Consider the following 24586-nt stretch of genomic DNA (forward strand, 5'->3'; position numbering starts at 1 on the left):
CCGGTGGCGGCCTGTGGATAACCCTTTGACCTGCGATTTTTCCGGAAATCCGTAGCGGGTCAGGAGCAGACCGTTCCGGCCGCGGGCACCTTCCCGTCCAGCAGATAGCCGTTCACCACACCCTGCACGCACTTGTTCTTGCTGTCGTAGGAGCCGTGCCCCTGCCCCTTGAACGTCAGCTCGACGCCGACGCCCTTGCCGAGGGCGTCCACCATCTTGCGCGCGCCCTCGTAAGGCGTCGCCGGATCGCCGGTGTTGCCCACGACCAGGATCGGCGCCGATCCCGGCGCGCTCACGTCGGGGTGGTCGGCGGCGCCGGGCACCGCCCAGTCGGTGCAGGTGACCATGCCCCAGGCCAGATAGTCACCGAACAGCGGGGAGGCGGCGCGGAACTCGGGCAGCTTCTGCTGGACGAAGCCTGCGCTGTACCGCTGCTTCTCGTCCGAGCAGTTGATGGCCACGTTCGCCGCGGTGATGTTGCTGTACTCGCCGTTCGCGCTGCGGCCGTTCAACGAGTCGGACAGCAGCATCAGGATCTTGCCGTCGCCGTCGTACGCCTCCTGCAGGCCCTCGGTGAGGTACTCCCAGAAGTCCTTGGAGTAGAGCGACTGAGCGATCCCGTTGGTCGCGACGGTCTGCGTGAGCTCGCGCGGGAAGATGCCAGGGATCGGCTTCTTCTCGAGATCCGCGAGCAGTTTGGCGATGCGGTCCTTGACGTCCTGCGGGGTGTCGCCGATCGGGCATTCGGTGGTCTTCGACGTGCAGTCCTCGGCGAAGTTGTCGAGCGCGAGCTGAAAGCCCCTGGCCTGCTCGAGCGAGACCTGCTCGGGGTTCTGCGTGGGGTCGACGACGCCGTCGAACACGGCCCGGCCGACGTTCTTGGGGAACAAGTGCGCGTAGACACCGCCCAGTTCGGTGCCGTAGGAGATGCCGAAGTAATGCAGCTTGGAGTCGCCCAGAACCTGGCGCATCAGGTCCATGTCACGGGCCGCGTCGGTGGTCCGTACGTGCGGCAGGATCTTCTCGGAGTTCTTCTCGCAGGCCGAGTTGAACTTCTTGGTGCGATCCAGGAGCTGGGTGCGCTCGGCGCTGTCGTCGGGCGTCGCGTCCTGCTGGAAGTACACGTCGAGCTGTGCGTCGCTCAAGCACTCGACGGGTGAACTGCGGCCGACCCCTCGCGGGTCGAAGCTCACCAGGTCGTAGCGGGTACGCAGCTTCGCGTAGTCCTCGCTGAAGGCGGGCAGTGTGGTGACCCCGCTGCCGCCGGGGCCGCCGAAGTTGAAGAAGAGCGAGCCGATCCGCTTGCTCGCGGGGCCGCTCGCCCTGGCCCGGATCAGGGCGATGCCGATGGTGTCGCCCTTGGGGTCGCTCCAGTCGCGCGGCACCTTCAGGGTGGCGCACTGCCAGGGGGTGCCGCCCGGCAGCGGGGACGGGGCGCTGCCGCTGCCCTCCGCCTCGGACGGGGCCGGGCAGTCCTTCCAGTCCAGCTTCTGCGCTGTCAGATCCCCGTGCGTGGCACCGTCGCCGCAGCCCGCGAGCAGGGAGGGCAGCAGGACGGCGGCGGTCAGGGCGGCGCGGATCCGGAAGGGGTTCGGCATGATCCCATCCTGCGGTCGCGCGCGGCGGGCCGCTCGGGGCGCGGGCCGTACGGGGTACGGCTCTACAGGGCGCCCTTGCGCGAGAGGTGGTTGAAGGCCAGCCAGCCCGGCAGCACCGGCAGCCACAGGGTGAGCAGTCGGAACAGCAGGACGGCCGGTGCGGCGACCTCTTTGGGGAGGCCGACGGCGATCAGGCCGACCGTCAGGGTCGCCTCCACCGCGCCCACGCCGCCCGGGGTCGGCGCAGCGGATCCCAGGGCGTTGCCGGCGAGGAAGACGACCGCGACGCTGGCGATGCTCAGGGAGGTCGAGTCGTCGCCGAACGCGCGGATCGACGCGTCCAGGCACATCACGAAGCAGGCGGTGAGCAGCAGCATGCCGCCGATGCCGGTGATCAGCTTCTGCGGCCGCTGGAGCACGTCGAGCATGCGCGGGACGACACCCGCGAACAGCGACCGCACGCGCGTGACGAGGAATTTCCGCAGGAACGGCACCGAGGTCACCACGAGCACCAGGACGGCCACCGTCAGCAGACCCGCGATGACCGTGCGGGACGGCGACAGCGACGGCGTCTTCTCCGTGCCGGTCAGATAGCCGAACGACAGCAGCATCAGGATGTGGCAGCCGAGCCCGAACAGCTGTGAGGCGCCGACGCTCGCCACCGCGAGCCCGGGACGTACGCCCGCGCGCTGCAGGAAGCGGGTGTTGAGGGCGACACCGCCGACGGCGGCGGGTGCCACGATCTTCACGAACGACCCGGCGACCTGCGCGGCCACGGTCCGCAGGAACGGCACTCGCTCGGGCACGAAGCCCAGCAGGGCCATGGCCGCCGCCACATAGCTGAGCGCCGAGAAGAGCACCGCCGCGATGAGCCAGCCCCACTGGGCCTGAGCGAACAGCGTGCCGAACTCGATGTGCGTGAGCTGCGTCAGAAGGAAGTACGCGCCGATGGCGCCCGCGATGAAGCTGATCAGCGTGCGCGGCCGCACCCGCTCCAGGCGGGCCGGCTCCACGGGGGCCTGTGGCCTGATCCGCAGCACCTGGTGCCGGATCTGGGTGAGCAGATCCTCCTCGCGGGCCTCCTCCAGAGCCTCGTCGATGGCCCGCTTCTCGGCCCGCTGTTCGGCGCGCACCGTCTTCTTGTCGGGATTTTCGAGGGCGGGCCTCGTGTCCTCCGACGCTTCCTCGAGCCGGGCGAGCTTCGCCTGCCGGGAGGCCTCCAGTACGGCCTCACGCTCGCGCTGCGCCCGCTCCCGGGCTAGTTTGCGCAGCGTCGCGCGCGTGGAGCGCGTCAGGGCGATCGGCTGGAGCATCGGCAGGCAGCCGGCGACGGCGTCCGGGCCGAGGACACCGACGGCGGAGGCCACCGCGCGCTCGGCGCCGACCCGCAGGCCCAGCGTGGTGACCAGCTGGGCGACGTCCATGCGCAGCAGCAGATCACCGGCCGCGATCTCGCCGCCGCGCAGGTCGGTGAGGATCACCGCGCCGGAACGATCCACCAGAATTGCGTCGCCTGCCAGCCTGCGGTGCGCGATCCGCCGGGACTGCAGGGCCCGCACCTGGCGCCAGGTGTTGTGCAGCAGTTCGTCGGTGATGTCCTCGTCGGCCAGCGAGTCCAGGGTGCGCCCGCCGGTGTGCTCGTAGACGAGAATCACGGCGTCGGGGCCCAGTTCGGAGGTGGCGATCAGCTTGGGCGCGTTGGCGCCGGCCGCGATCGCCGCGTACGCCAGCAGCGCCTCCTGCTCCAGCGCCTGGCGCAGGGACTGGAGACTGCTGCGGGTGGCGAAGCCGCGCAGGGTGAGGTTGCGCCACGCGCGGTAGAAGAAGCCCTGGGCCTGCTGCTCCCGGTCGACCACGGTGACGTCCAGCGGCGGGCCGTCCTCCAGGGTGACGAAGTAGCGCCGCCCGCGGTCGCCGTTCTCGCTGTCGGCGGCCTCCTCGCGGGCCGCGCCGACTGGATGGAAGCCGACGTGCCGCAGGCCCGCCAGCAGGGTCTGCCCCGTGGGCCGGACATTGGGGGAGCCGACCGCATACAGCGTGCCGTAGGCCACGGTCCAGCCGATGAGCACCGTCAGGATGATCGAGAACGGTGTGGTGTAACCGGTGACCAGCATGGAGAACGCGTCGAGCATCAGCACGATCCACAGCACGGCACGCCAGCGTGGCCTGCGGGACATCCCCACGGCCGTCATGTACGCGATGACGGGCGCGAGGTAGCCGTGCACCGGGTCGGTCAGGGCGTGGATGTCACCGGGGGAGGGCTGGGTGAGGGCCTCCTGGATCGAGTCCGGGGCGGCTCTGGCGACCCACAGATCGGTGGCGAGGGTCACTCCGTGCGCGAGGACGGCCGCGAGCACGCCGTCGGCGATACGCAGCCCGTCCCGCTTGATGAGCCGCTCGATGGCGAACGCGACCGGCACCAGCAGGATCGCGATGCTGGACGCCAGCCCCGCGATCTTGATCAGCAGGTCGGGCGCCTGGCCGGTGCCCTTGTTGATGTCCTGTTCGAGGCCCGAGGTGGTGCCGTGGGCGAAGGCCGCGATGGCCAGCAGTACTGCGATGGCGAGCACGCCCACCAGGAGCCGCATCAGGTCGGAGGGACGGTGCACGCGCGCGGGGAGGAGCGGTTCGTCGCCCTCGACCTCGTCGATGTGCGGGTCCTGCGCGCAGTCCGTCTCCGGCGCGGCGGCCTCGGTGCCGGGGTCCTTCTCGGTGGTGTCCTTCGCGTGCGTGTCGGCGGTGTCCGGGCGCGCCGCGGCGTCGGACGTGCCCTCCGCACCTTCGGGGTGCACGCCCTGCTGCTTCATCGTCTCTTCTTGGTCTCGTATCACCAGTCACCGCCCGCACGATGGTGGCATGCCCCACCGACACGCGGGGGTGTCAGGGTGCACATGCGGGGGCGCACAGTCTGCCCCAAGCGCCGCTGAAGGGCGAGGGAGAGGCGTGGTGCCGCGGGCGTCGCGTTGTCGGTGGGGTGCGGCAGGATGGGGCGAATGAGCGAGGAGAGGCTTCCGGAGGAAACCCGGGAGGGGGACGCGGACGGGCTGCCGGAGTATGCCGAGCGGGTCCTCGACGTCGCCGAGCGGATCCCGCCCGGGCGGGTCATGACGTACGGCGATGTCGCGGAGTGGCTGGAGCAGGGAGGCCCGCGCCAGGTCGGCCGTGTGATGGCCCTCTACGGGGGCCCCGTCCCGTGGTGGCGCGTGGTGCGTGCCGACGGGGTCCTGCTCCCGGGGCACGAGCTGCGGGCGCTCGGCCACTACCGCGCGGAGGGCACCCCGCTGAAGGAGGCGAGTAGAGCCGCCGAGGGCCATCTGCCCCGGGTCGACATGAAACGGGCCAGATGGGACGGCGGCGAGAGCGCGGAGGGTCACACCTGACAGCTTCCGCCATCGGACGCCCAGGAGGGGAACCTGTGGCCCGTACGAGGGACACGGGGGACGTCCGGGAGATGCCGTACGTTCGAGAGGCGTGGGGCGCGTGGGGCGCGTGGGGCGCGTGTGTCGCGAGCGCCGCGAGGGAAGAAGCGGAAGCCCTGCTTCCGTCCCGGGTGTCGGCGTAGCGTCGGCTGCACGTGTCCCGTTCACCTCGCGGTCACCGCCTTCCCCGAGCGGGGCCCGCCCACGCAACACCCGACCATCCCTCGACGGCGGCGCACGGCGCCGACAGAGACAGCCCCGAGTACAAGCACCAGGACCGGCGAACCACGTGAGCTCCTCTTCCTCCACCGGGCACCTGCCGCACCCCCAGGTGCGGCAGGGGAACCGTGTCGCTTACCGACTGGTCCGTACTGCGCCGGCCGAACCCGATCCCCCTCGTCTGGACGCTGCCCAGCGCGCGGTGGTTGACCACCGGTCCGGACCTCTTCTCGTGCTCGCGGGTCCCGGCACCGGCAAGACCACCACGCTCGTCGAGTCCGTGGCCGCGCGGATCGCCCGCGGTGCCGACCCCGAGCGGATCCTGGTGCTGACCTTCAGCCGCAAGGCTGCCGTCGAACTCCGCGACCGCATGGCCCTGCGCGTCGGTGCGGCCCGCGCGCCCCGGGCGACCACCTTCCATTCGTACTGCTACGCCCTCGTCCGCGCCCACCAGGACAGCGAGCTGTTCGTGGAGCCGTTGCGCCTGCTCTCCGGCCCCGAGCAGGACGTCACCGTCCGCGAACTGCTCGCGGGCCAGCCGGACCTGGAGCGGCTCGGCCTGACCCATGTGCGCTGGCCGGACGAACTGCGCGCGTGCCTGACCACCCGGGGGTTCGCCGACGAGGTCCGGGCGGTCCTCGCCCGCAGCCGCGAACTGGGGCTCGGTCCCGACTCCCTGAACTCCTTCGCCCGCCGGATCGGCCGCCCCGACTGGCGGGCCGCGGCCGCGTTCCTCGCCGAGTACCTGGACGTGCTCGACATGCAGGGCGTGCTCGACTACGCGGAACTCGTCCACCGGGCGGTGCTGCTGGCCCACCGCCGGGAGGTCGCCGACCGGCTGGCCGGCCAGTACGACGCCGTGTTCGTCGACGAGTACCAGGACACCGACCCGGCCCAGGTGCGGCTTCTGCACGCCCTGGCGGGCGGCGGCCGTACCCTCGTCGCCTTCGGCGACCCCGACCAGTCGATCTACACGTTCCGCGGCGCCGACGTGAACGGCATCCTCGACTTCCCGGCTGCCTTCCCGCGCGCGGACGGCCGTCCGGCCCCCGTCGAGGTCCTGCGCACCTCACGCCGCTCCGGCGCCGCCCTGCTGGCCGCGACCCGCCTGCTGACCCAGCGCATGCCCCTGACCCGGCTGCCCGCCGACAAGGTCCGCGCCCACCGCGAACTCACCCCGGTACGGGACGGTGGCCGCGTCGACGTCCACACCTACCCCACCCCGGGTACGGAGCTCGACAACATCGCGGACATCGTCCGCAGGGCGCACCTGGAGGACGGCGTCCCCTGGCGCGAAATGGCCGTCCTGGTGCGCGCCGGAGCCCACACCATCCCCGCGGTCCGCCGCGCCCTCACGGCGGCGGGCGTGCCTCTGGACATCGACGGCGACGACCTGCCCCTGCGCCACGAACCGGCGGTGGCACCGCTGCTGACCGCACTCAGAGCGGTCGCGACGGCGGAAGCCGCACGCCGCCCCGCCGATACGGAGCCCGCCCCGGACACCCCGCCGTGGCTCGACACCGAGACCGCGCTCACCCTGCTCACCTCGCCCCTCGCCGGCATGGACGCCGCCGATCTGCGCCGCCTCGGCCGCGCCCTGCGCGAGGAGGAGCGCGCCGGCGGCAACGCGCTCCCGCCCCCCTCGGACGAACTGCTCACACGGGCGCTTGCCGAACCGGAACGGCTGGTCACGCACGACCCCGCCCACGCGCGCGGAGCCCAGCGCCTCGGCGCCCTCCTGCGCAAGGCCCGACAGCGCCTCGCGAACGGCGGTACGGCCGAGGAGGCGCTCTGGGACCTGTGGAACGGCACACCGTGGCCCGGGCGCCTGGAGCGGCTCGCCCGGCGCGGCGGCGCGGCCGGCCGCAACGCCGACCGCGATCTGGACGCCGTGTGCGCGCTGTTCGCGACCGCCGCGCGCGCGGAGGAGCGCACCGGAGGCCGAGGCGCCCTCAACTTCCTCGAGGAGATCGACGCCGAGGACATCGCCGCCGACACGCTCGCCGGGCGGGCCGTACGCCCCGACGCCGTACGCCTCATGACCGCGCATCGCGCCAAGGGCCTGGAGTGGCGCCTGGTCGTCGTCGCCGGCGTCCAGGAGGGACTGTGGCCCGACCTGCGCCGCCGCGGTTCCCTGCTCGAGGCCGACCGTATCGGCCGCGACGGACTCGCCGAACCGCTCACCCCGGGCGCGCTGCTCGCCGAGGAACGCCGCCTCTTCTACGTCGCCGCCACACGCGCGCGTGAACGCCTCGTCGTCACCGCCGTGAAGGCTCCCGCGGACGACGGCGACCAGCCCTCCCGGTTCCTCACCGAACTGGGCGTCGAACCCCAGGACGTCACCGGCCGCCCCCGCCGCCCCCTGTCCGTGGCCGCGCTGGTCGCCGAACTGCGCGCCACGACCGTCGACCCGCGCGCGTCCGCCCCGCTCCGGGAGGCCGCCGCCCACCGCCTGGCCCGGCTGGCCGCACTCGCCGACGAGGACGGCCGCCCCCTGGTGCCGTCCGCGCACCCCTACCGCTGGTGGGGCATGTTCGAGCCGACCGAGAGCAAGGTGCCCCTGCGTAACCGCGACCAGCCCGTCGTGCTGTCCGGCAGCGCCCTCGACCAGCTCGCCAACACCTGCGCACTGCAGTGGTTCCTGGGCCGCGAGGTGAAGGCCGACGCGCCCGCCACCACCGCCCAGGGCTTCGGCAACGTCGTCCACGTCCTCGCCGACGAGGTCGCCTCCGGTCGGACCCCCGCCGACCTCGCCGTGCTGATGGAGCGCCTGGACTCGGTGTGGAACGCGCTCGCCTTCGACGCGCCCTGGAAGTCGGCGCAGGAGAAGGAACACGCGCGCGTGGCGCTCGAACGCTTCCTGAAGTGGCACGTCGACTCCAATCTGGCCCGCGCGGGGCGCACGCCGGTGGCGAGTGAGCACGACTTCGACGTCACCCTCGAAGCGGGCGACTACGAGGTGCGCATCCGCGGCCAGATGGACCGCGTCGAGGAGGACGGCGAGGGCCGCGCGTACGTCGTCGACTTCAAGACCGGCAAACAGGCGCCCAGCGCGACCGAGGTGGCCCGCCATCCCCAACTGGCCGTCTACCAGCTCGCCGTCAGCGAGGGCGCCGTCGACGACGCCTTCGACGGCGTACGCCCCGAGCCCGGCGGCGCCGAACTCGTCCACCTCAGGCAGGGCGCCGCCCAGCGCGACGGCGGCGAGACCATGCCCAAGGTGCAGACCCAGCAGCCGCTGGAGGGGGAGTGGGTCGGCGACCTGCTGGCCACCGCCGCCGGCAAGGTCCTCGACGAACGGTTCACGCCCACCGCGGGCCAGCACTGCGCGCACTGCGCCTTCCGGGCCTCGTGCAGCGCCAGACCGGAAGGCAAGCACGTGGTCGAGTGACCCGCGTGACGCATCGCACCACTCGCGCTGACCTGTACTTCTCCCGGCCCGGCCGACGATCCGGCACCCGCTGTCAGTGGCCGCAGCTAGCCTCTGCGACATGCCTGCCCGCATCACCGACCCCGAGCAGCTCAAGGAGCTCCTCGGTATCCCGTTCACCCCGGAGCAGACGGCCTGCATCACCGCGCCGCCCGCCCCGCAGGTGATCGTGGCCGGAGCCGGCTCGGGCAAGACCACGGTGATGGCGGCGCGCGTGGTGTGGCTGGTCGGCACCGGACAGGTCGCCCCCGAACAGGTCCTCGGCCTGACCTTCACCAACAAGGCTGCCGGTGAACTCGCCGAGCGCGTCCGCAAGGCGCTGATCAAGGCAGGCGTCACCGACCCCGACGTCATCGACCCGGACAACCCGCCGGGCGAACCGGTCATCTCCACCTACCACGCCTTCGCGGGCCGCCTGCTCACCGACCACGGCCTGCGCATCGGACTCGAACCGGCCTCCCGCCTGCTCGCCGACGCCACCCGCTACCAGCTCGCCGCGCGCGTGCTGCGCGAGGCCCCCGGCCCCTACCCGGCCCTCACACGCTCCTTCGCCGACCTGGTCAGCGATCTGCTCGCCCTCGACGCCGATCTCTCCGAACACCTCGTACGCCCCGAGGACCTGCGCGCCTGGGACGCCGATCTACTGCACAGCCTGGAGAGCACCCGGCTCAGCAACGCCGACCTGCGCAAGGTCCCCGACATCGCCGCCGCCCGTCGGGAACTCGCCGAGCTGGTGCTGCGCTACCGCGCGGTCAAGCGCGAACGCGACCTCCTCGACTTCGGCGACCAGATCGCCCTCTCCGCCACGCTCGCCCGGATCCCCGAAGTGGGCCGCATCCTGCGCGACGAGTTCCGCGTCGTCCTCCTCGACGAGTACCAGGACACGTCGGTGGCGCAGCGCGTCCTTTTGGCCGGCCTGTTCGGCGGCGGCACGGGCCATGCGGTCACCGCCGTCGGCGACCCCTGCCAGGCCATCTACGGCTGGCGCGGCGCCTCCGTCGCCAACCTCGACGACTTCCCCGAGCACTTCGCCCACGCCGACGGCAGCCCCGCCGCCCGCCAGGCCCTCAGCGAGAACCGCCGCAGCGGCGGCCGTCTCCTCGACCTCGCCAACGGCCTCGCCGAGCCCCTGCGCGCCATGCACGCGGGCGTGGAGGCACTCCGCCCGGCCCCGGGCGCCGAGCGCGACGGCACGGTCCGCTGCGCCCTGTTGCGCACCCACTCCGAGGAGATCGACTGGATCGCCGACTCGGTCGCGCACCTGGTGAGCACCGGCAAGGCACCCGGTGAGATCGCCGTTCTGTGCCGTACGGCCACCGACTTCGCCGAGATCCAGGGAGCGCTGGTCGCCCGGGACGTCCCCGTCGAGGTGGTCGGACTGTCCGGGCTGCTGCACCTGCCCGAGGTCGCCGACCTCGTCGCCGTCTGCGAAGTTCTGCAGGACCCCGGAGCCAACGCCTCCCTGGTCCGCCTGCTGACCGGCCCGCGCTGGCGCATCGGACCTCGCGACCTCGCCCTGCTGGGCCGACGCGCCCGCCTGCTCGTGGCCCACGCGCGCGTGGCCGACGACGACCCGGACCACCGACTCGCCCAGGCCGTGGAAGGGGTCGACCCGTCCGAGGTGATCTCGCTCGCGGACGCCCTCGACACGTTCCTGGAAAGCCCCCTGGAGGGCGACGGGGACGACGACGGGCTGCCCTTCTCCCCGGACGCGCGTGTGCGCTTCGCCCGCCTGGCGGCCGAACTGCGCGAACTGCGCCGCTCCCTGTCCGACCCGCTGATGGACGTCCTGTACCGCGTCCTCGCCGTCACCGGCCTCGAGGTCGAACTCTCGGCGTCCCCGCACGCGCTCGCCGCCCGCCGCCGCGAGACACTGTCCAACTTCCTGGACGTCGCCGCCTCCTTCGCCGCGGGCGACGGCGAGGCCACCCTGCTGGCCTTTCTCGGCTTCCTGCGCACCGCCGCCCAGTACGAGAAGGGCCTCGACAACGCCCTCCCCGGCGGCGAGAACACCGTCAAGGTGCTCACCGCGCACAAGTCGAAGGGCCTGGAGTGGGACATCGTCGCCGTCCCCGGCCTGGTCACCGGCACCTTCCCCAGCACCCAGGGCCGCGAGAAGTGGACCTCCCAGGCCAAGGTGCTGCCGCACGCCCTGCGCGGCGACACCGACACCCTGCCCGACATCGAGGCCTGGGACTCGCGGGGCATGAAGGCCTTCCACGAGGCCATGAAGGACCACCAGCACACCGAGGAACTGCGCCTCGGCTACGTCACCTTCACCCGCCCCCGCTCGCTGCTCCTGGGCTCCGGCCACTGGTGGGGGCCCACCCAGAAGAAACCCCGCGGCCCCTCCGACTTCCTGCTCGCCCTGTACGAGCACTGCGCCGCCGGGTACGGCGAGATCGAGGCCTGGGCGGACGCCCCGGAGGAGGACGAGGAGAACCCCGCCCTGCACTGGGCGACCGCCGAGCAGGCCTGGCCGCTGCCCCTCGACGCGGACGCCCTGGCCCGCCGCCGTGCCGCCGCCGAAACGGTCCTCGCCCATCTGGAGAACCTCGCCTCCCACGCGGACACCCACCCGTCAGCCACCCACGACCCCGACAGCCACGACGATCCGGACTGGCCCCCGCCACCGGACGACGAGATGCCCCCCTTCGACGAGGCCCACCTGGATCACGACCCGACCGGCACCGAAGAGGCATTTTTCGCCGACGACGCCGCCGACTGGGACACCTGGACCACCGATCGACCGACCGTCCCGCACCAGGCAACCGCCCCCACCGTGCCGCCCGCCGCGCGCCCTCACCCCGCCGAGCCGGAGCGCGACCCCCTCACCCCCGAGGAGGCCCGCACCCTCGCCTCCTGGGACCGCGACCTGGACGCACTCACCGGCGAACTCCTGCGCGCCCGGCAGAGCGTCGCAGACGTACCGCTGCCGACCACGCTCACCGCCACCCAGCTGCTGCGCCTGGCCGAGGACCCGGACGGACTCGCGCAGGAACTCGCGCGCCCCCTGCCGCGCCCTCCGCAACCCGGCGCGCGCCGGGGCACCCGGTTCCACGCCTGGGTGGAGGCCCGCTTCGAAGAGTTGACGCTCCCGATGCTGGAGCCGGAGGACCTGCCCGGCAGCGAGGCCGAGATCGCCGACGAACGCGACCTCGAAGCCCTCAAGGAGGCCTTCGAACGCACCGAGTACGCCCACCGCACGCCCTACCGCGTCGAGGTCCCCTTCCAGCTCACCCTCGCCGGCCGTGTCGTACGGGGCCGTATCGATGCCGTCTACAAGAACGGCGACGGCGACGCGGCGACGTACGAGATCGTCGACTGGAAGACCAGCCGCACCCGCACCGCCGACCCGCTCCAGCTCGGGATCTACCGGCTCGGCTGGGCCGAGCAGCAGGGCGTGCCACCGGAGTCGGTCTCGGTCGCCTTCCTGTACGTGCGCACCGGAGAGGTCGTACGCCCCGAAGGTCTCCCGGACCGGACCGCGCTCGAAAGGCTGCTCACAGGCGAAGCCCAGGTGTGACGAACGCCCGATCAAGATGTCGGTACGGGCCGATAGGCTCGATGCCATGAGCCAGACCCCGGACAGCGCTGTCCGCGCGTACATCGAGCAGCACCGTGCCGCCTTCCTCGACGACCTCGCCGAGTGGCTGCGCATTCCCTCCGTTTCGGCCCAGCCCGACCACGCGCCCGACGTACGACGCAGCGCCGACTGGCTCGCCGCCAAGCTCGCCGAGACCGGCTTCCCGACCACCGAGGTCTGGGAGACCCCGGGCGCCCCGGCCATCTTCGCCGAGTGGCCCGCCGACGACCCCGAGGCACCCACGGTCCTCGTCTACGGCCACCACGACGTCCAGCCCGCCACCCGCGAGGACGGCTGGGACAGCGAACCCTTCGAGCCCGTCGTCCGGGAGAACCGCCTCTACGCGCGCGGGGCGGCCGACGACAAGGGCCAGGTGTTCTTCCACACACTCGGCGTCCGCGCCCACCTCGCCGCCACGGGTCGCACCGCCCCCGCCGTCCACCTGAAACTGATCGTCGAGGGCGAGGAGGAGTCCGGCTCCCCGCACTTCCGGGCCCTCGTCGAGGAGCACGCCGACCGCCTCACCGCCGACGCCGTGATCGTCTCCGACACCGGCATGTGGTCCGAGAACACGCCCACGGTGTGCACCGGCATGCGCGGCCTCGCCGAGTGCGAGATCCGGCTGCACGGCCCAGACCAGGACATCCACTCCGGCTCCTTCGGCGGCGCCGTGCCCAACCCGGCGACCGCCGCCGCCCGCCTCGTCGCCGCCCTGCACGACGAGCACGCACGCGTGGCGATCCCCGGCTTCTACGACGGCATCGTCGAACTCACCGACCGCGAACGAGCCCTCTTCGCCGAACTGCCCTTCGACGAGCAGCAGTGGCTGAACACCGCCAAGTCGCACGCCACCCACGGCGAGGCCGGGCACACCACCCTGGAGCGCATCTGGGCCCGCCCCACCGCCGAGGTCAACGGCATCGGCGGCGGCTACCAGGGGCCTGGCAGCAAGACCATCATCCCGTCCTCGGCGATGGTGAAGCTGTCCTTCCGGCTGGTCGCCGACCAGGACCCCGACCACATCGAGAAGGCCGTCCGTGCCTGGGCCGCCGACCAGGTACCCGCCGGCATCCGCTGCGAGATCGTGTTCGGCGCGGCCACGCGCCCGTGCCTGACCCCGCTAGACCACCCCGCCCTCCAGTCCGTGACCCGTGCCATGGGCCGCGCCTTCCAGACACCGGTCCGCTTCACCCGCGAGGGCGGCTCCGGACCGGCCGCCGACCTCCAGGAGGTCCTCGGCGCACCCGTCCTCTTCCTCGGCATCTCCGTCCCCTCCGACGGCTGGCACGCACCGAACGAGAAGGTCGAGCTCGGCCTGCTCCTCAAGGGTGTCGAGACCACCGCGTACCTGTGGGCCGACCTCGCCGAGAACTGGCGCCATGCACCCTGATCCGGCGCCGTCCGGAGCGGCACCGCGCGCGGGGCACACTGGAAGAACTACCCCGCACGGTCCGCCCGCGCCCGACCCGGTCCCCTCCCGCCCTACGTCCCGCTGAACCACCCGCCGAAACAAACCGTTGCAATGGGGGAGTTGGAAGCACCCGTGACCACCTGGACCGACCACACCGCCGATCGCCCCATTTCGCTCACCGCCCCGAGCGGCATCGACCGGGCCGCCCACCACCGGCTCGACGAGGCCTGGCTCGCGGCGGCCTGGAGCCACCCCACAACCCGCTGCTTCGTGGTCTCCGGCGGCCAGGTCCTCATCGACGAGACGGCGGACGGCCGTACCGAACTCGTCATGACCCCCTCCTTCGAGGCCCCCCTCACCGAGGCGCACCGCTACTTCCTGGGCACCGACGAGGACGGCGTCAGCTACTTCGCGCTCCAGAAGGACTCCCTGCCCGGCCGCATCGACCAGTCCGCCCGAGCGGCGGGCCTGCGCGAGGCGGGCCTGCTCCTGTCGGCACGGGACGTCGGCCTGATGGTGCACGCCGTCGGCCTGGAGAACTGGCAGCGCACCCACCGTTTCTGCTCCCGCTGCGGCGAGCGCACGGTCATCGCCGCCGCCGGACACATCCGCCGCTGCCCCGCCTGCGGTGCCGAGCACTACCCGCGCACCGACCCCGCCGTGATCATGGCCGTCACCGACGCGGACGACCGCATCCTGCTCGGCCGCCAGGTCCACTGGCCCGAGGGCCGCTTCTCGACGCTCGCCGGCTTCGTCGAACCCGGCGAGTCCATCGAGCAGACGGTGCGCCGCGAGGTCTTCGAAGAGGTCGGCATCAGCGTCGGCCAGGTCGAGTACGTCGCCAGCCAGCCCTGGCCGTTCCCGTCCAGCCTCATGCTGGGCTTCATGGCACAGGCCACCTCGACCGACATCGAGGTGGACGGCGACGAGATCCACGAAGCCCGCTGGTTCTCCAGAGAAGAGCTGCACGCGGCCTTCGAGTCCGGCGAGGTCCTGCCCCCGTACGGCATCTCCATCGCGGCCCGCCTGATCGAGCTCTGGTACGGCAAGCCGCTGCCGACACGGAGCTCCTTCTGAGGCGGCGCCGGTGAGCGCCGATCCGTACTGGAACCACAACGTCCACTACCACCCCGCGGTGGTCGCCGCCGTACCGGACGGCTGCCGCAGGGCCCTGGACGTCGGCTGCGGGGACGGGTTGCTGGCCGGCAAGCTCGCGACCAGGACGGGGGCCGTGACGGGCGTGGACCGCTCAACGGAGATGATCCGGCCGGCCCGGGCGGGACGGGCCCGGAACGTCACCTTTCTGGAAGCGGACTACCTCGACCCCACCGCCCTCGACGAGGGAGCGTACGAGCTCGTCAGCGCGGTCGCCGTCGTGCACCACACCCGTTTCGAGGACGCGGTGGAACACCGCGTACGGCTGCTGGCGCCCGGCGGCCGCCTGGTGATCGTGGGCCTGGCCCGCGACCGGACCCTCCTGGACCGGCTGATCAGCGGATGCGGTCTGCCCGCGAGCCGACTTCTCGCGCTGCTGCGTGGCGGGAAGCGCGGTCCGGCGGGCATACCCATGGAAGACCCGGCACTGCACTGGGGCGAGGTACGGCGGGCCGCGCTCCAGCTGCTGCCCGGGTGCCGTACAAGAAGCAGAAGGGCTCCACGTCGCCGACGGTGGGCGTGACGTTTTGCATGCTGTGCGGCAGCTCTCTGTACTTCGTGAAGGGCGACCCGGCCAAGGGCAAGCGGGAGCGATACCGCTGCCACGGCAGCAAGACCAAAGGCATCCAGGCGTGCCCGAAGCAGAGGTTCTGGGCAGAGGACTTGTACCCCTGGCTGGAGTCAGCCCTGTTGGGTGAGATCGGCCACCTGGAACGCATGGAGTCGAAGACGACGATCGACGACAGCCGTGCGGCGAAGCTCGCCGTGATCGACGGCAAGATGAACCAGCTCCTGAAGGAACTCCAGCAGGACGAGATCAGCGCCGTCGCGTACGCCTCGCAGGTCGCCGGCCTTGCCCAGGACCGAGAGAAGGTCACCAACCAGGAGGGGCCGAAGCCGGTGACCGTGTGGACCGGTACGGGCGAGAGCTACGCAGAGTGGTGGGAGCGGTCGAGCGTCGACGAACGGCGTGAATGGTTGAAGAAGCACAAGGTCAAGGCGTACTTCGGACATGACGTCCTGGCCATCGATCCCGGCGACCTGATCGAGAACATCAAGCAACAGGGCATCTCGTACTGGGACCTGCCCTCCAAGTCGTCTCAGGTGCTCTCACCGATCATGCCGATCTCGTTGCACGGAAAGCCGTACGAGAAGCCGAAGCCGCTCACGGGTGTGGAGTGGGAGATCGTCAGCCGCTGGGAGGACTTCGATGCGGAACGGGCAGCGCAGCGGGCGAAGGCTGAGGAGGAAGCCAAGGGAGCAGAGGGAACCGAGATGGTTGCGATCTCTGCCTGATGCAGGCTGAGCAACTGAGGAAGGCCCCCGACCTGGGGGCCTTCTGTCTTCCGATCAGAAGGGCGGCGGCTCATGCCCTGCTTCTTGAAGCCGGTCGGTCAAGCCGTTGTAGTTGAAGTCCACCGGCGAGGGAGCTGCGTATGGCTCTCCAAACCAGCGTCGACGGCGCTCCTTCTGCTTGACCGTCTCCACGTCTACGAAGGAGAAGGAGGGGGCCGAAGGCCCCCCAAGGGAGCCAGCCCCTTCGTCTTCCTTCTGGGGGCCGCTCCCGCGGCCCACCTTCGCCGGCTGCTTGAGCTCTTCGTCTTCGCCCTGTCGGCCCCCTGCCGGGGGCCGCTCTTCGCCTACCGGCTTGCTCTTCGCCGTTGGCTCCTCACTCCTACCGCCGTCGCTCTTGAAGGTAGGTAGGTTGTATGGCTCCTCAGCCATACCCCCCTGCTTCGGCAACGTGAGCCGGTAGATCACCGGACCGTCCGGCACCTTGCCTGTCTTCGTGAGTCAGCCAGCCCTACGCAGCCTGCCAACGATCTTGTTGACCGTCTGCTCTGGAGCCTTCCCGCCGTAGCCGAGTTCCCTGGCAATCGTCCCGTTCGACGGGCACACGTTCTCGCCCGTCTCGTAGTGCGCGTACAACGCCATGGCGACGCCGACCAACTTCTCTGCGTGCTTCATGTTCGAGCGCACCAGCGCACGACGCCATACGTGTTCCTGTATCTCGGGCTTCCCTTCCTCGGAGACAACATCGGCCCCGCGATCGTGGCGGGGAACCCGCAAATGTACAGGGCGTGGAAGGGAAAAGCGCAGGTCACTGCATGTGGGGCGTCTCCCAAAATGAGGCCGCGCACAGGCTCATCCTCGCTACGCTGGCGCGATGAGCCATCCAGACAGCACCCCTGACTACGACCTCGCGTTCGCTCTCCAGGTGACCGGCTTCGAGCTGGCCACCGAACCACCAGCCCCGGACACCCCACTCGCCCGCATCCGTGCCTTCGCCGCCGAGCACGGGTACGACGCACTGACCGATGAGCACTTCGAAGCAGCGATGCGAGGAACACTTTGAAGCAGTGGTATGACGCTGAATGACTCCGTCACACGGTCGTTGACCTGCGCTTTTGCAGGCGCATGACGGCACTGACCACCCTTCAATCGCCCCTCAAACCGTGCGCAATCTTGGCCGGTAAGACCTGGCGGTCCCTCTTGGCTGGCTCAAGGGGTCATACCCCACCCCTTCCGCCGTCGCCAGGCTGGCCCGCGTCGTGGCACACGAACGGCTGTGCGCCCGCGTGAGCAGCTGGCAGGCCGCACCACTGGCAGGCCGCGCGGGAGCACAGCGACAGGCAGGCAGACAGGCGCACGCCCGTTGCTGCAACGCACTGGGCGGTCATGTCCCGTGTGTTGGTGTAGCTGTCGGTGGACCGCCCTTCAGGAAGACGGCTGACGAAAGGCGCTCGGCCTGCGCGGCGATGGCACCCTGGGGGTTTCGCTGAAGAGCACGCGCCAATACGGTGGCCCGGTGACGTCGATCAAGAAGTTCCAAGTCACCTTCGACTGCGCAGAACCTGAGCGCCTCGCCCGTTTCTGGTGCGAGGCGTTGGGGTACGTCGTACCGCCGCCACCCGAGGGGTTTGCCACGTGGGACGATTTCAAGCGCTCACAGCCACCTGAGCAGCAGGACGCATGGTTTGCCTGCATTGACCCCTCAGGCGTGGGTCCGCGACTGTACTTCCAGCGCGTCCCCGAAGGGAAGGCCGCCAAGAACCGACTGCATCTTGACGTGCGGGTCGGCACCGGACTCGTGGGTGAAGAGCGCCTCGCAGCACTTGAGGCCGAGTGCGCACGGCTGGTCCCGCTCGGGGCGGTACACGTGCGAACGCTGTATGACGGCAATGATTCGTGCATCCCGATGCTGGACATCGAGGGCAACGAGTTCTGCATCGACTGAGGGGCCGCGAACATCCCCTCCTTCGGTCATGTCCCGCAGAGCGGTGTAGTGGCGCGGCAGCGCCTGATGCCCCCCGCTGTTCAGCGGCTTGGTGCCCGGGGGTCATGAGAGGGGATCGCTGCTACACCATTCGGCGGGACACCATCCACTGGGCGCAGCGCTTGCGATCACAGGGCAGAGCGCAGTGCCCGACCGTGGCGCAGCGTAACCAGTAACGGGCGTCTCGAAAACCAAGGTTTGTGAGACGAGACGGCAGGCGCCCCCGCAAGGGGGCGCAGCACTGTTCAAAACCCGTCTCGAAACTTCCGCCTCGGGCTTGACGTATTGAGACGAGTTCTGAGACGGTCTGGCCATGACGACGAACACGATCACTGGCCAGCTCATCGGTTACGCCCGCGTCTCCACCGACGACCAGGAAGCGCAGCTTCAGCACGACGGACTGACGGCCGCAGGCTGCGCCCGGATCTTCGAGGACAAGGCCAGCGGGAAGAACACCAACCGGCCAGAGCTCACGGCCGCACTGGACTACGCCAGACCCGGCGACACTCTGTGCGTGTGGAAGCTCGACCGCTTCGCCCGGTCGCTCATCGACCTTGTGACCATGGTCGACACCCTTCGAGAGCGCGGCATCGGGTTCAAGGTGCTCACGGGTGCGCTGGCCAACATCGACCCCGGTACGGCCGACGGCCGCCTCATGCTTCAGGTGGTCGGAGCCATGGCGGAGTTTGAGCGCAGCCTCATCAAGGAGCGCACCCGCGCAGGACTGGACGCAGCCAAGGCACAGGGGCGTACCGGCGGACGGCCGACCGTGGTCGATGAGGGCGTACTCACTGTGGCCCGCGCCAGGAAGGCGAAGGGCGAGAGTGTGAGCGCCATCGCCAAGGCTCTCGGGGTGTCACGAGCCACCCTGTACCGCCACCTCGGCGAGAGCGCCTGAGGCAGGCGTACACAGGTGCATCCCGAATCAGGAAAGGCAGCGACGGCCCGCCGCCGGCGTCCGCTGCTCGCTCTCTGAGGCTTCCGCGACCGCAGCCCAGCTCCGGAGTGCGGTGGTCGCGAGGGGTGTCAGACCTGCGTGCAACACTGCGGTCCATGTCTCTCGCTGATCTCACTCTCGACCAGTGGCGGTCCTTCGAACTGCCTACCGCACGCCGCGTCGCCGAGCAGGCCGCTGGCTTGGTGGATGGCCGGGTGACCCTCATCGAGACCACGGAGCACCTCGGTGCCCCGCTGCATCGCGTCCGGATCGAGCGGAACGAGCAGGAATTCGCTCTGATACCCGGAGGGCCGGTGTCCCTCGGCTTCGACCTGGACAGCTGGCAGCCGACCCTGCAGCAGACTGCCGACTACGCCGAGAGCCTGGAACAGGGCTTCGGCTACGGATCCGACCTGCGGGCCCACCTCGCGCAGGTGCTCAGCCCCCGCCGGAGCGTCGTTTTGGCCACTGTGCTCATGGCTGCGGAGGACGAGAACCTGACCGAGTTGCCTGCTGACATGCCAGCTGTTCTCGCGGCTCGGGGCCTGCGGATGCCGAGCTCCGACGAGTGGGAGCACGCTTGCGGAGCTGGAGCAGAGACCCTGTTCCGGTGGGGAAACGACTGCCCCCTCGACCGCATCCCCTACGGGGACCGCACAGGCCCGCAGAACCAGCTGAGCGCCTTCGGTCTACGCATCGCCTACGACACCTACCGTACGGAGCTGACGAGCGACGCCACTGCGGTCCACGGCGGGGACGGTGGCGAGTCGGTGTGCGGCGGCTACGGTCGCATGCTGGCATGGCTGCCCCTGGCCACCGCCAATCGCAACCCATCCATGGTCGAGTTCGTGTATGGCCCGGACGGTGAAGACCTTTGCGAGGATTTCTCCACCCGGCCTGTGCTCACGCTCTGAACCTGCGGCTCTGCTTTCGCGCGCTGAGAGCTTCTGTTGGCGACGGCCGCCAGGTGGAGTGCTCAGTCTCTTGCGCCCCTGTGGGACACGTGCAGGAGTTCGGGTGATGACGGTCTCCTGTCGACCGCGGCGGTAGCCGATACCGGGCGTGCCGAGGGCGGGCCTTGTCCTGCTGCTGGGGTCCCCAGGGCACACAAAACCCCCGATCAGCGTCAGGCTGGTCGGGGGTTGCGCATCGCGAGGGTCAGGCGCCCAGCGCCTGCTTCACCTGGGCAAGGCTCGGGTTCGTCATGACGACCTCAGTACCACCGTTGGAGGGAACTACCTGAACGGTCGGAACCGTCTGGTTTCCGCCATTCGCCTTCTCCACGAACGCCGCGGAATCCGGGTCCTGCTCGATGTTGATCTCGGTGTACGCGATGCCTTCGCGGTCCAGCTGGGTCTTCAGCCGGCGGCAGTAGCCGCACCACGTGGTGCTGTACATCGTCACAGTGCCCTGCATCTCGCTCGCGCTCCTCTGGCAGCTCGGGGAAGGTGATCCAAGGTGGGAACGTACGCGATGGGGCCGTCATTCCCACCCGGGGTATGCGGTCGGACATGACGCCCGCCGCATGGGACGTGACGCCTGCCGCATTAGTACGACTGCGAGGGTCTCCCTGTGGACAACCGGCACAGCCGTCTCGGGCGACCTGGCAGCATGGCGGTGTGACAGCAGCAACGCACTCCCCCCTCTTCCCGCAGGCACCGGACTCGGCCGACGCGGTGCTCGAAGGGCTCGACCCCGAGCAGCGCGAAGTGGCCACCGCCCTGCACGGCCCGGTGTGCGTGCTGGCCGGAGCCGGGACGGGCAAGACGCGGGCGATCACCCACCGCATCGCCTACGGGGTGCACGCCGGCATCCTCCAGCCCGCTACGGTGCTCGCCGTCACCTTCACCAACCGAGCCGCCGGCGAGATGCGCGGACGGCTGCGTCAGCTCGGCGCCCACGGCGTACAGGCCCGCACCTTCCACTCCGCGGCCCTGCGCCAGCTCCAGTACTTCTGGCCGAAAGCGATCGGTGGCTCCATGCCCCGGCTCGTCGACCGCAAGATCCAGCTCGTGGCGGACGCAGCCGCCGCCTGCCGCATCCGCCTCGACCGTGGTGAGCTACGCGATGTCACCGCCGAGATCGAGTGGTCCAAGGTCACCCAGACCGTCCCCGCCGACTATCCGCTCGCCGGCGTCAAGGCCGGCCGCGAAGCCCCCCGCGATCCGGCCGAGATCGCCCAGATCTACTCGGTGTACGAGGACCTCAAGCGCGACCGCGCCGTCATCGACTTCGAGGACGTCCTGCTGCTCACCGTCGCGGTCCTCCAGGACCGGCACGACATCGCCGAGCAGATCCGCGCCCAGTACCAGCACTTCGTGGTCGACGAGTACCAGGACGTCAGCCCGCTCCAGCAGCGCCTGCTGGAGCTGTGGCTCGGGGAGCGGGACAGCCTGTGCGTCGTCGGCGACGCCAGCCAGACGATCTACTCGTTCACCGGAGCAACCCCGGACCATCTCCTCGACTTCCGCACCCGCCACCCCGGCGCCACGGTCGTCAAGCTGGTCCGCGACTACCGCTCCACCCCCCAGGTCGTGCGCCTCGCCAACGGCCTGCTCGCCCAGGCCCACGGCCGCGCCGCCGATCACCGCCTCGAGCTGATCTCCCAGCGCGACGCGGGCCCCGAACCCGTCTACACCGAGTACACCGACGAGCCCGCCGAAGCCGAGGGTGCCGCCCGCCGCATCCGCGAGCTCATCGACGCCGGGGTGCCGGCCAGTGAGATCGCGATCCTGTTCCGCACCAACTCCCAGTCCGAAACCTACGAGCAGGCCCTGGCCGACGCCGGCGTCCCCTACCAGCTGCGCGGCGCCGAGCGGTTCTTCGACCGGCCCGAGGTCCGCAAGGCCGGCATGGCCCTGCGCGGCGCGGCCCGCTTCGGAGGCAACGACTCCCTTCTGGACGACGTCGTGGACCTGCCGTCCCAGGTGCGCGCGGTCCTGTCGGGGGAGGGCTGGACCAGCGTGCCCCCGGCCGGGTCCGGCGCGGTCAGAGAGCGCTGGGAATCCCTGGCCGCCCTGGTCGGCCTCGCCCATGACTTCTCCGCCGCTCGAGCCGGTGCCACGCTGAGCGACTTCGTCGCCGAGCTCGACGAGCGGGCGAACGCCCAGCACGCCCCCACCGTCCAGGGCGTCACCCTCGTCTCACTGCACTCGGCCAAGGGCCTGGAGTGGGACGTCGTCTTCCTGGTCGGTGTCGCCGAGGGCATGATGCCGATCACCTACGCGAAGACCGATGAGCAGGTCGAGGAGGAGCGCCGTCTCCTCTACGTCGGGGTGACCCGCGCCAGAGAACGGCTTCATGTCTCGTGGGCGCTCGCTCGATCCCCGGGCGGCCGTCCCAGCCGCCGTCCCAGCCGTTTCCTCGACGGACTGCGCCCCGGCTCCACGGCCACCGCCGGCCGCTCCGCCACCGGTGCCGCCGGTGGTGTCGAGCGCGGCCAGGTGAGCAGCGGCACCGCCGCTCCGCGGCGTACCCAGCGCACCCCGGCCCGCTGCCGGGTGTGCGGTCGCACGCTCACCGACGCCGGTGAGATGAAGCTGATGCGCTGTGAGGACTGCCCGTCCGACATGGACGAGGGCCTGTACGAGCGGTTGCGTGAGTGGCGTGCGGATCAGGCCGGGCGCAGTGGCCAGCCGGCCTTCTGCGTCTTCACCGACAAGACCCTGATCGCCATTGCCGAGGCGGCCCCGGAGGACGACGCCGAACTGGCCAGGATCCCGGGCGTCGGAGTGCGCAAACTCAACCGGTACGGGGCCGATGTTCTGGCCATCTGCGCAGGCCGGGATCTTGCAGCAGCCGACGAGGGCGACTGATACGAACTCGTCGAAAAAATAGTTTGCGCATGCCCCAGCGATCCCCATAGGTTCTAAGCACGGAAACGGGGGCCTTCTCGGAGGCCCTGATTCCGTGTTGTACTTGCATATCCGAGCGGGCTGGCTCACCCCAGTCCCCAAGACGCCGAGAGGAGGCGAGTTCAGTGATCAGCATCAAGACCAGCGTCATCAGCGCGGCCAAAATGAGCGATCGCTCGGCCGTCTCCCTGTGCATGCTCGGCGCCTCGAACCCGGGCACCGGTCTGTCCGGCATTCGTGCCGTGCGTCCGGCGTCCTCCGTGTCTCTCGCGGGTCTTCCCGTCCGTGAGCGCAATGAGCGACCGACCGAGGCGCTGGAAGCAGTAGTGGCACGGGCCAAGGCCTATGCCTTTGCGGCAGCCGGTGCCGGATTCCGGAAGCAGACGACGCAGCACCACCTGATGTGGGCCTTCCGTGGGCCAGAACCCTGGAGTGATCCAGCCTGATCGATCAGGCCGGCGCCTTCAGGGCCGCGGAACCCCATCCGGGATCCGCGGCCCTTCTGTTTGTCCAAGAGAACTTGGACGACGGGCGAAGGGGCCTCGGGACAAGAAAAGAACCCGGTACCAGCCGCCACCCGGTCCAACCCGACCGGAACGACCAGACGAGGAAGACGAACCGTGCAACTCGAAGCGCACGTCCCGTCCGTACCGCCTTCCGAAACGATCCCCCCGCCCGGCCTCACGGAGGACTCCACCTTGACTCCGCTCACCGCGCTCACCGCGCTCGACGACGCCATCGAGAACCTCGGCGTACCCGTCCCCTGCCGTTCCTACGACCCGGAGGTCTTCTTCGCCGAGTCGCCGGCAGACGTCGAGTACGCCAAGTCCCTCTGCCGCACCTGCCCGCTGATGGAGGCCTGCCTCCTGGGCGCCAAGGAGCGGCGTGAGCCCTGGGGCGTCTGGGGTGGCGAGCTGTTCGTCCAGGGTGTCGTCGTCGCCCGGAAGCGGCCGCGTGGTCGCCCGCGCAAGAACCCGGTCACGGCATGAACACCGCAGGAACGATCGACCGTCCCGTCACGCACGACCCCAAGAAGCAGGCACCGATGAAGCCGTCCACCAGCGAGCCCGCGGGCTCCGCGACTCCAGACGTCACCACCACCGGCGCGACCGACTCGCGTCAGAACAGGACCCGCGAGATGCAACTCATCCCAGAAGCCCTGGCTCGTGCGCATATGCACGAGCGGCTGCATGAGGCCGAGCGGGAACGCCGGGCCGTGCGCCTGGCAACCGCCCGCCGGATGCAGCGCCGAGCGGAGCGCGCTTCGATGCGTGCCCGCCGCGCGCTCGCCATGGCGGTCATGCAGTAGCCGACCACACCTGAAGCGGTGGCCTCCCGGCCTCGGGAGGCGATGACTTCCCCGCGGGGGCCGGTCCGTCCGAACGGACCGGCCCCCGCGGTGCGTTGTGCCGCCGAACCACCGGGCCCGGGGATATCGTCACCGAGTGACGAGTCTTTCCGGAGACAGTGACCACGGCGGCTCCACCACCGAGCCCCAGCCCTTCGTGTGCGCCCGCTGCGGCGTCCGGGCCGAGGGCCCACGGCCCACCTGGATCTGCTCCATGGAGAACGGCGTCCTTCACTACTTCTGCGACACCTGCGCCCGGGAAAACCTCAGAGCGATCGAGGGGCGGCTGGACTCGGCCTGGTGGTGAACCGCGCGGACAGACGCCGGGTATCCGGCGGTTGCCCGCGCGCCG

21 protein-coding genes are annotated in these 24586 nt (G+C 70.5%); 16 read left to right on the top strand and 5 right to left on the bottom strand.

What is annotated here, in order from left to right:
• Nucleotides 1-59: 59 nt before the first annotated feature.
• The gene (locus ACFYXB_RS03785; RefSeq protein WP_389577305.1) at nt 60-1598 is read right to left on the bottom strand and encodes an alpha/beta hydrolase; all 1539 of its coding nucleotides are present in this window, start codon (nt 1596-1598) and stop codon (nt 60-62) included.
• A 62-nt stretch (nt 1599-1660) separates the two neighbouring features.
• A complete protein-coding gene (locus ACFYXB_RS03790) occupies nt 1661-4405 on the bottom strand; it encodes a lysylphosphatidylglycerol synthase domain-containing protein (RefSeq protein ID WP_389577307.1) in 2745 nt (914 codons plus the stop codon).
• A 186-nt stretch (nt 4406-4591) separates the two neighbouring features.
• Between ACFYXB_RS03790 and ACFYXB_RS03795 the strand changes: the two genes are divergently transcribed.
• The 7 genes from ACFYXB_RS03795 to ACFYXB_RS03825 all read left to right on the top strand — a co-directional run bounded on the left by ACFYXB_RS03795 (nt 4592) and on the right by ACFYXB_RS03825 (nt 16114).
• Nucleotides 4592-4978 (top strand): MGMT family protein, encoded by a 387-nt coding sequence (locus ACFYXB_RS03795; protein ID WP_389577309.1) that lies wholly within the window; start codon nt 4592-4594, stop codon nt 4976-4978.
• 328 nt (nt 4979-5306) lie between these two features.
• Nucleotides 5307-8627, top strand: coding sequence for an ATP-dependent helicase (locus ACFYXB_RS03800; protein WP_389577311.1), 3321 nt, complete (start codon nt 5307-5309; stop codon nt 8625-8627).
• A gap of 100 nt (nt 8628-8727) precedes the next feature.
• Entirely contained in the window at nt 8728-12192 is a 3465-nt protein-coding gene (locus ACFYXB_RS03805; RefSeq protein ID WP_389577313.1) for a UvrD-helicase domain-containing protein, read from the top strand.
• Between the two features lie 46 nt (nt 12193-12238).
• Complete coding sequence (locus tag ACFYXB_RS03810; protein ID WP_389577315.1) at nt 12239-13642, top strand: dipeptidase; 1404 nt, start codon at nt 12239-12241, stop codon at nt 13640-13642.
• Nucleotides 13643-13795: 153 nt separating this feature from the next.
• On the top strand, nt 13796-14740 hold the full coding sequence (nudC, locus tag ACFYXB_RS03815) for an NAD(+) diphosphatase (RefSeq protein ID WP_351343847.1): 945 nt from the start codon (nt 13796-13798) through the stop codon (nt 14738-14740).
• Between the two features lie 10 nt (nt 14741-14750).
• A complete protein-coding gene (locus tag ACFYXB_RS03820; RefSeq protein WP_389577318.1) occupies nt 14751-15341 on the top strand; it encodes a class I SAM-dependent methyltransferase in 591 nt (196 codons plus the stop codon).
• Nucleotides 15293-16114 carry a recombinase zinc beta ribbon domain-containing protein gene (locus ACFYXB_RS03825; RefSeq protein WP_389577320.1) on the top strand — a complete coding sequence of 274 codons (822 nt, stop codon included), beginning with the start codon at nt 15293-15295 and terminating at the stop codon, nt 16112-16114. The genes ACFYXB_RS03820 and ACFYXB_RS03825 overlap by 49 nt, the downstream gene beginning before the upstream one ends.
• A 54-nt stretch (nt 16115-16168) precedes the next feature.
• On the opposite strand, the gene ACFYXB_RS03830 is transcribed toward ACFYXB_RS03825, so the two are convergent.
• Together ACFYXB_RS03830 and ACFYXB_RS03835 are read right to left on the bottom strand one after the other, a co-directional pair.
• Nucleotides 16169-16579: a hypothetical protein gene (locus ACFYXB_RS03830; protein WP_389577322.1), complete on the bottom strand. Its 411-nt coding sequence runs from the start codon at nt 16577-16579 to the stop codon at nt 16169-16171.
• 33 nt (nt 16580-16612) lie between these two features.
• Nucleotides 16613-16786, bottom strand: a complete 174-nt coding sequence (locus ACFYXB_RS03835) for a hypothetical protein (RefSeq protein ID WP_389577324.1) — start codon at nt 16784-16786, stop codon at nt 16613-16615.
• A 199-nt stretch (nt 16787-16985) separates the two neighbouring features.
• Between ACFYXB_RS03835 and ACFYXB_RS03840 the strand changes: the two genes are divergently transcribed.
• The 4 genes from ACFYXB_RS03840 to ACFYXB_RS03855 all read left to right on the top strand — a co-directional run bounded on the left by ACFYXB_RS03840 (nt 16986) and on the right by ACFYXB_RS03855 (nt 19946).
• The gene (locus ACFYXB_RS03840; RefSeq protein WP_389577325.1) at nt 16986-17174 is read left to right on the top strand and encodes a hypothetical protein; all 189 of its coding nucleotides are present in this window, start codon (nt 16986-16988) and stop codon (nt 17172-17174) included.
• Between the two features lie 453 nt (nt 17175-17627).
• Nucleotides 17628-18056, top strand: a complete 429-nt coding sequence (locus ACFYXB_RS03845; protein WP_389577327.1) for a VOC family protein — start codon at nt 17628-17630, stop codon at nt 18054-18056.
• Nucleotides 18057-18408: 352 nt separating this feature from the next.
• Nucleotides 18409-18993, top strand: a complete 585-nt coding sequence (locus ACFYXB_RS03850) for a recombinase family protein (protein ID WP_389577329.1) — start codon at nt 18409-18411, stop codon at nt 18991-18993.
• A gap of 155 nt (nt 18994-19148) precedes the next feature.
• Nucleotides 19149-19946, top strand: coding sequence for a hypothetical protein (locus ACFYXB_RS03855; protein ID WP_389577331.1), 798 nt, complete (start codon nt 19149-19151; stop codon nt 19944-19946).
• A gap of 244 nt (nt 19947-20190) precedes the next feature.
• Here ACFYXB_RS03855 and ACFYXB_RS03860 read toward each other — a convergent pair whose 3' ends face one another.
• Nucleotides 20191-20448 carry a mycoredoxin gene (locus tag ACFYXB_RS03860; RefSeq protein WP_388501148.1) on the bottom strand — a complete coding sequence of 86 codons (258 nt, stop codon included), beginning with the start codon at nt 20446-20448 and terminating at the stop codon, nt 20191-20193.
• A 203-nt stretch (nt 20449-20651) separates the two neighbouring features.
• On the opposite strand from ACFYXB_RS03860, the gene ACFYXB_RS03865 reads away from it, so the two are divergent.
• From ACFYXB_RS03865 to ACFYXB_RS03885, 5 genes are all read left to right on the top strand, one after another.
• Nucleotides 20652-22847, top strand: a complete 2196-nt coding sequence (locus tag ACFYXB_RS03865; protein WP_389577333.1) for an ATP-dependent DNA helicase UvrD2 — start codon at nt 20652-20654, stop codon at nt 22845-22847.
• Nucleotides 22848-23011: 164 nt separating this feature from the next.
• Nucleotides 23012-23332 carry a hypothetical protein gene (locus ACFYXB_RS03870; protein WP_389577335.1) on the top strand — a complete coding sequence of 107 codons (321 nt, stop codon included), beginning with the start codon at nt 23012-23014 and terminating at the stop codon, nt 23330-23332.
• 174 nt (nt 23333-23506) lie between these two features.
• A complete protein-coding gene (locus tag ACFYXB_RS03875; protein WP_389577337.1) occupies nt 23507-23875 on the top strand; it encodes a WhiB family transcriptional regulator in 369 nt (122 codons plus the stop codon).
• Nucleotides 23872-24195 (top strand): hypothetical protein, encoded by a 324-nt coding sequence (locus ACFYXB_RS03880; RefSeq protein WP_389577339.1) that lies wholly within the window; start codon nt 23872-23874, stop codon nt 24193-24195. Before ACFYXB_RS03875 ends, ACFYXB_RS03880 begins: the two co-directional genes overlap by 4 nt.
• Nucleotides 24196-24331: 136 nt before the next feature.
• Nucleotides 24332-24541, top strand: a complete 210-nt coding sequence (locus tag ACFYXB_RS03885; RefSeq protein ID WP_389577341.1) for a hypothetical protein — start codon at nt 24332-24334, stop codon at nt 24539-24541.
• Nucleotides 24542-24586: the final 45 nt, after the last annotated feature.

This window comes from Streptomyces sp. NPDC002619, assembly GCF_042889305.1.
In the GTDB taxonomy this organism is placed as follows: Bacteria; Actinomycetota; Actinomycetes; order Streptomycetales; family Streptomycetaceae; genus Streptomyces.

Excerpts from the sequence above, each read along its gene's own strand:
- ACFYXB_RS03785 (WP_389577305.1), bottom strand. The coding sequence starts at position 1,598 with ATGCCGAACCCCTTCCGGATCCGCGCCGCCCTGACCGCCGCCGTCCTG.
- ACFYXB_RS03790 (WP_389577307.1), bottom strand. The coding sequence starts at position 4,405 with ATGAAGCAGCAGGGCGTGCACCCCGAAGGTGCGGAGGGCACGTCCGAC.
- ACFYXB_RS03795 (WP_389577309.1), top strand. The coding sequence starts at position 4,592 with ATGAGCGAGGAGAGGCTTCCGGAGGAAACCCGGGAGGGGGACGCGGAC.
- ACFYXB_RS03805 (WP_389577313.1), top strand. The coding sequence starts at position 8,728 with ATGCCTGCCCGCATCACCGACCCCGAGCAGCTCAAGGAGCTCCTCGGT.
- ACFYXB_RS03810 (WP_389577315.1), top strand. The coding sequence starts at position 12,239 with ATGAGCCAGACCCCGGACAGCGCTGTCCGCGCGTACATCGAGCAGCAC.
- ACFYXB_RS03835 (WP_389577324.1), bottom strand. The coding sequence starts at position 16,786 with ATGAAGCACGCAGAGAAGTTGGTCGGCGTCGCCATGGCGTTGTACGCG.
- ACFYXB_RS03840 (WP_389577325.1), top strand. The coding sequence starts at position 16,986 with ATGAGCCATCCAGACAGCACCCCTGACTACGACCTCGCGTTCGCTCTC.
- ACFYXB_RS03850 (WP_389577329.1), top strand. The coding sequence starts at position 18,409 with ATGACGACGAACACGATCACTGGCCAGCTCATCGGTTACGCCCGCGTC.
- ACFYXB_RS03855 (WP_389577331.1), top strand. The coding sequence starts at position 19,149 with ATGTCTCTCGCTGATCTCACTCTCGACCAGTGGCGGTCCTTCGAACTG.
- ACFYXB_RS03860 (WP_388501148.1), bottom strand. The coding sequence starts at position 20,448 with ATGCAGGGCACTGTGACGATGTACAGCACCACGTGGTGCGGCTACTGC.
- ACFYXB_RS03880 (WP_389577339.1), top strand. The coding sequence starts at position 23,872 with ATGAACACCGCAGGAACGATCGACCGTCCCGTCACGCACGACCCCAAG.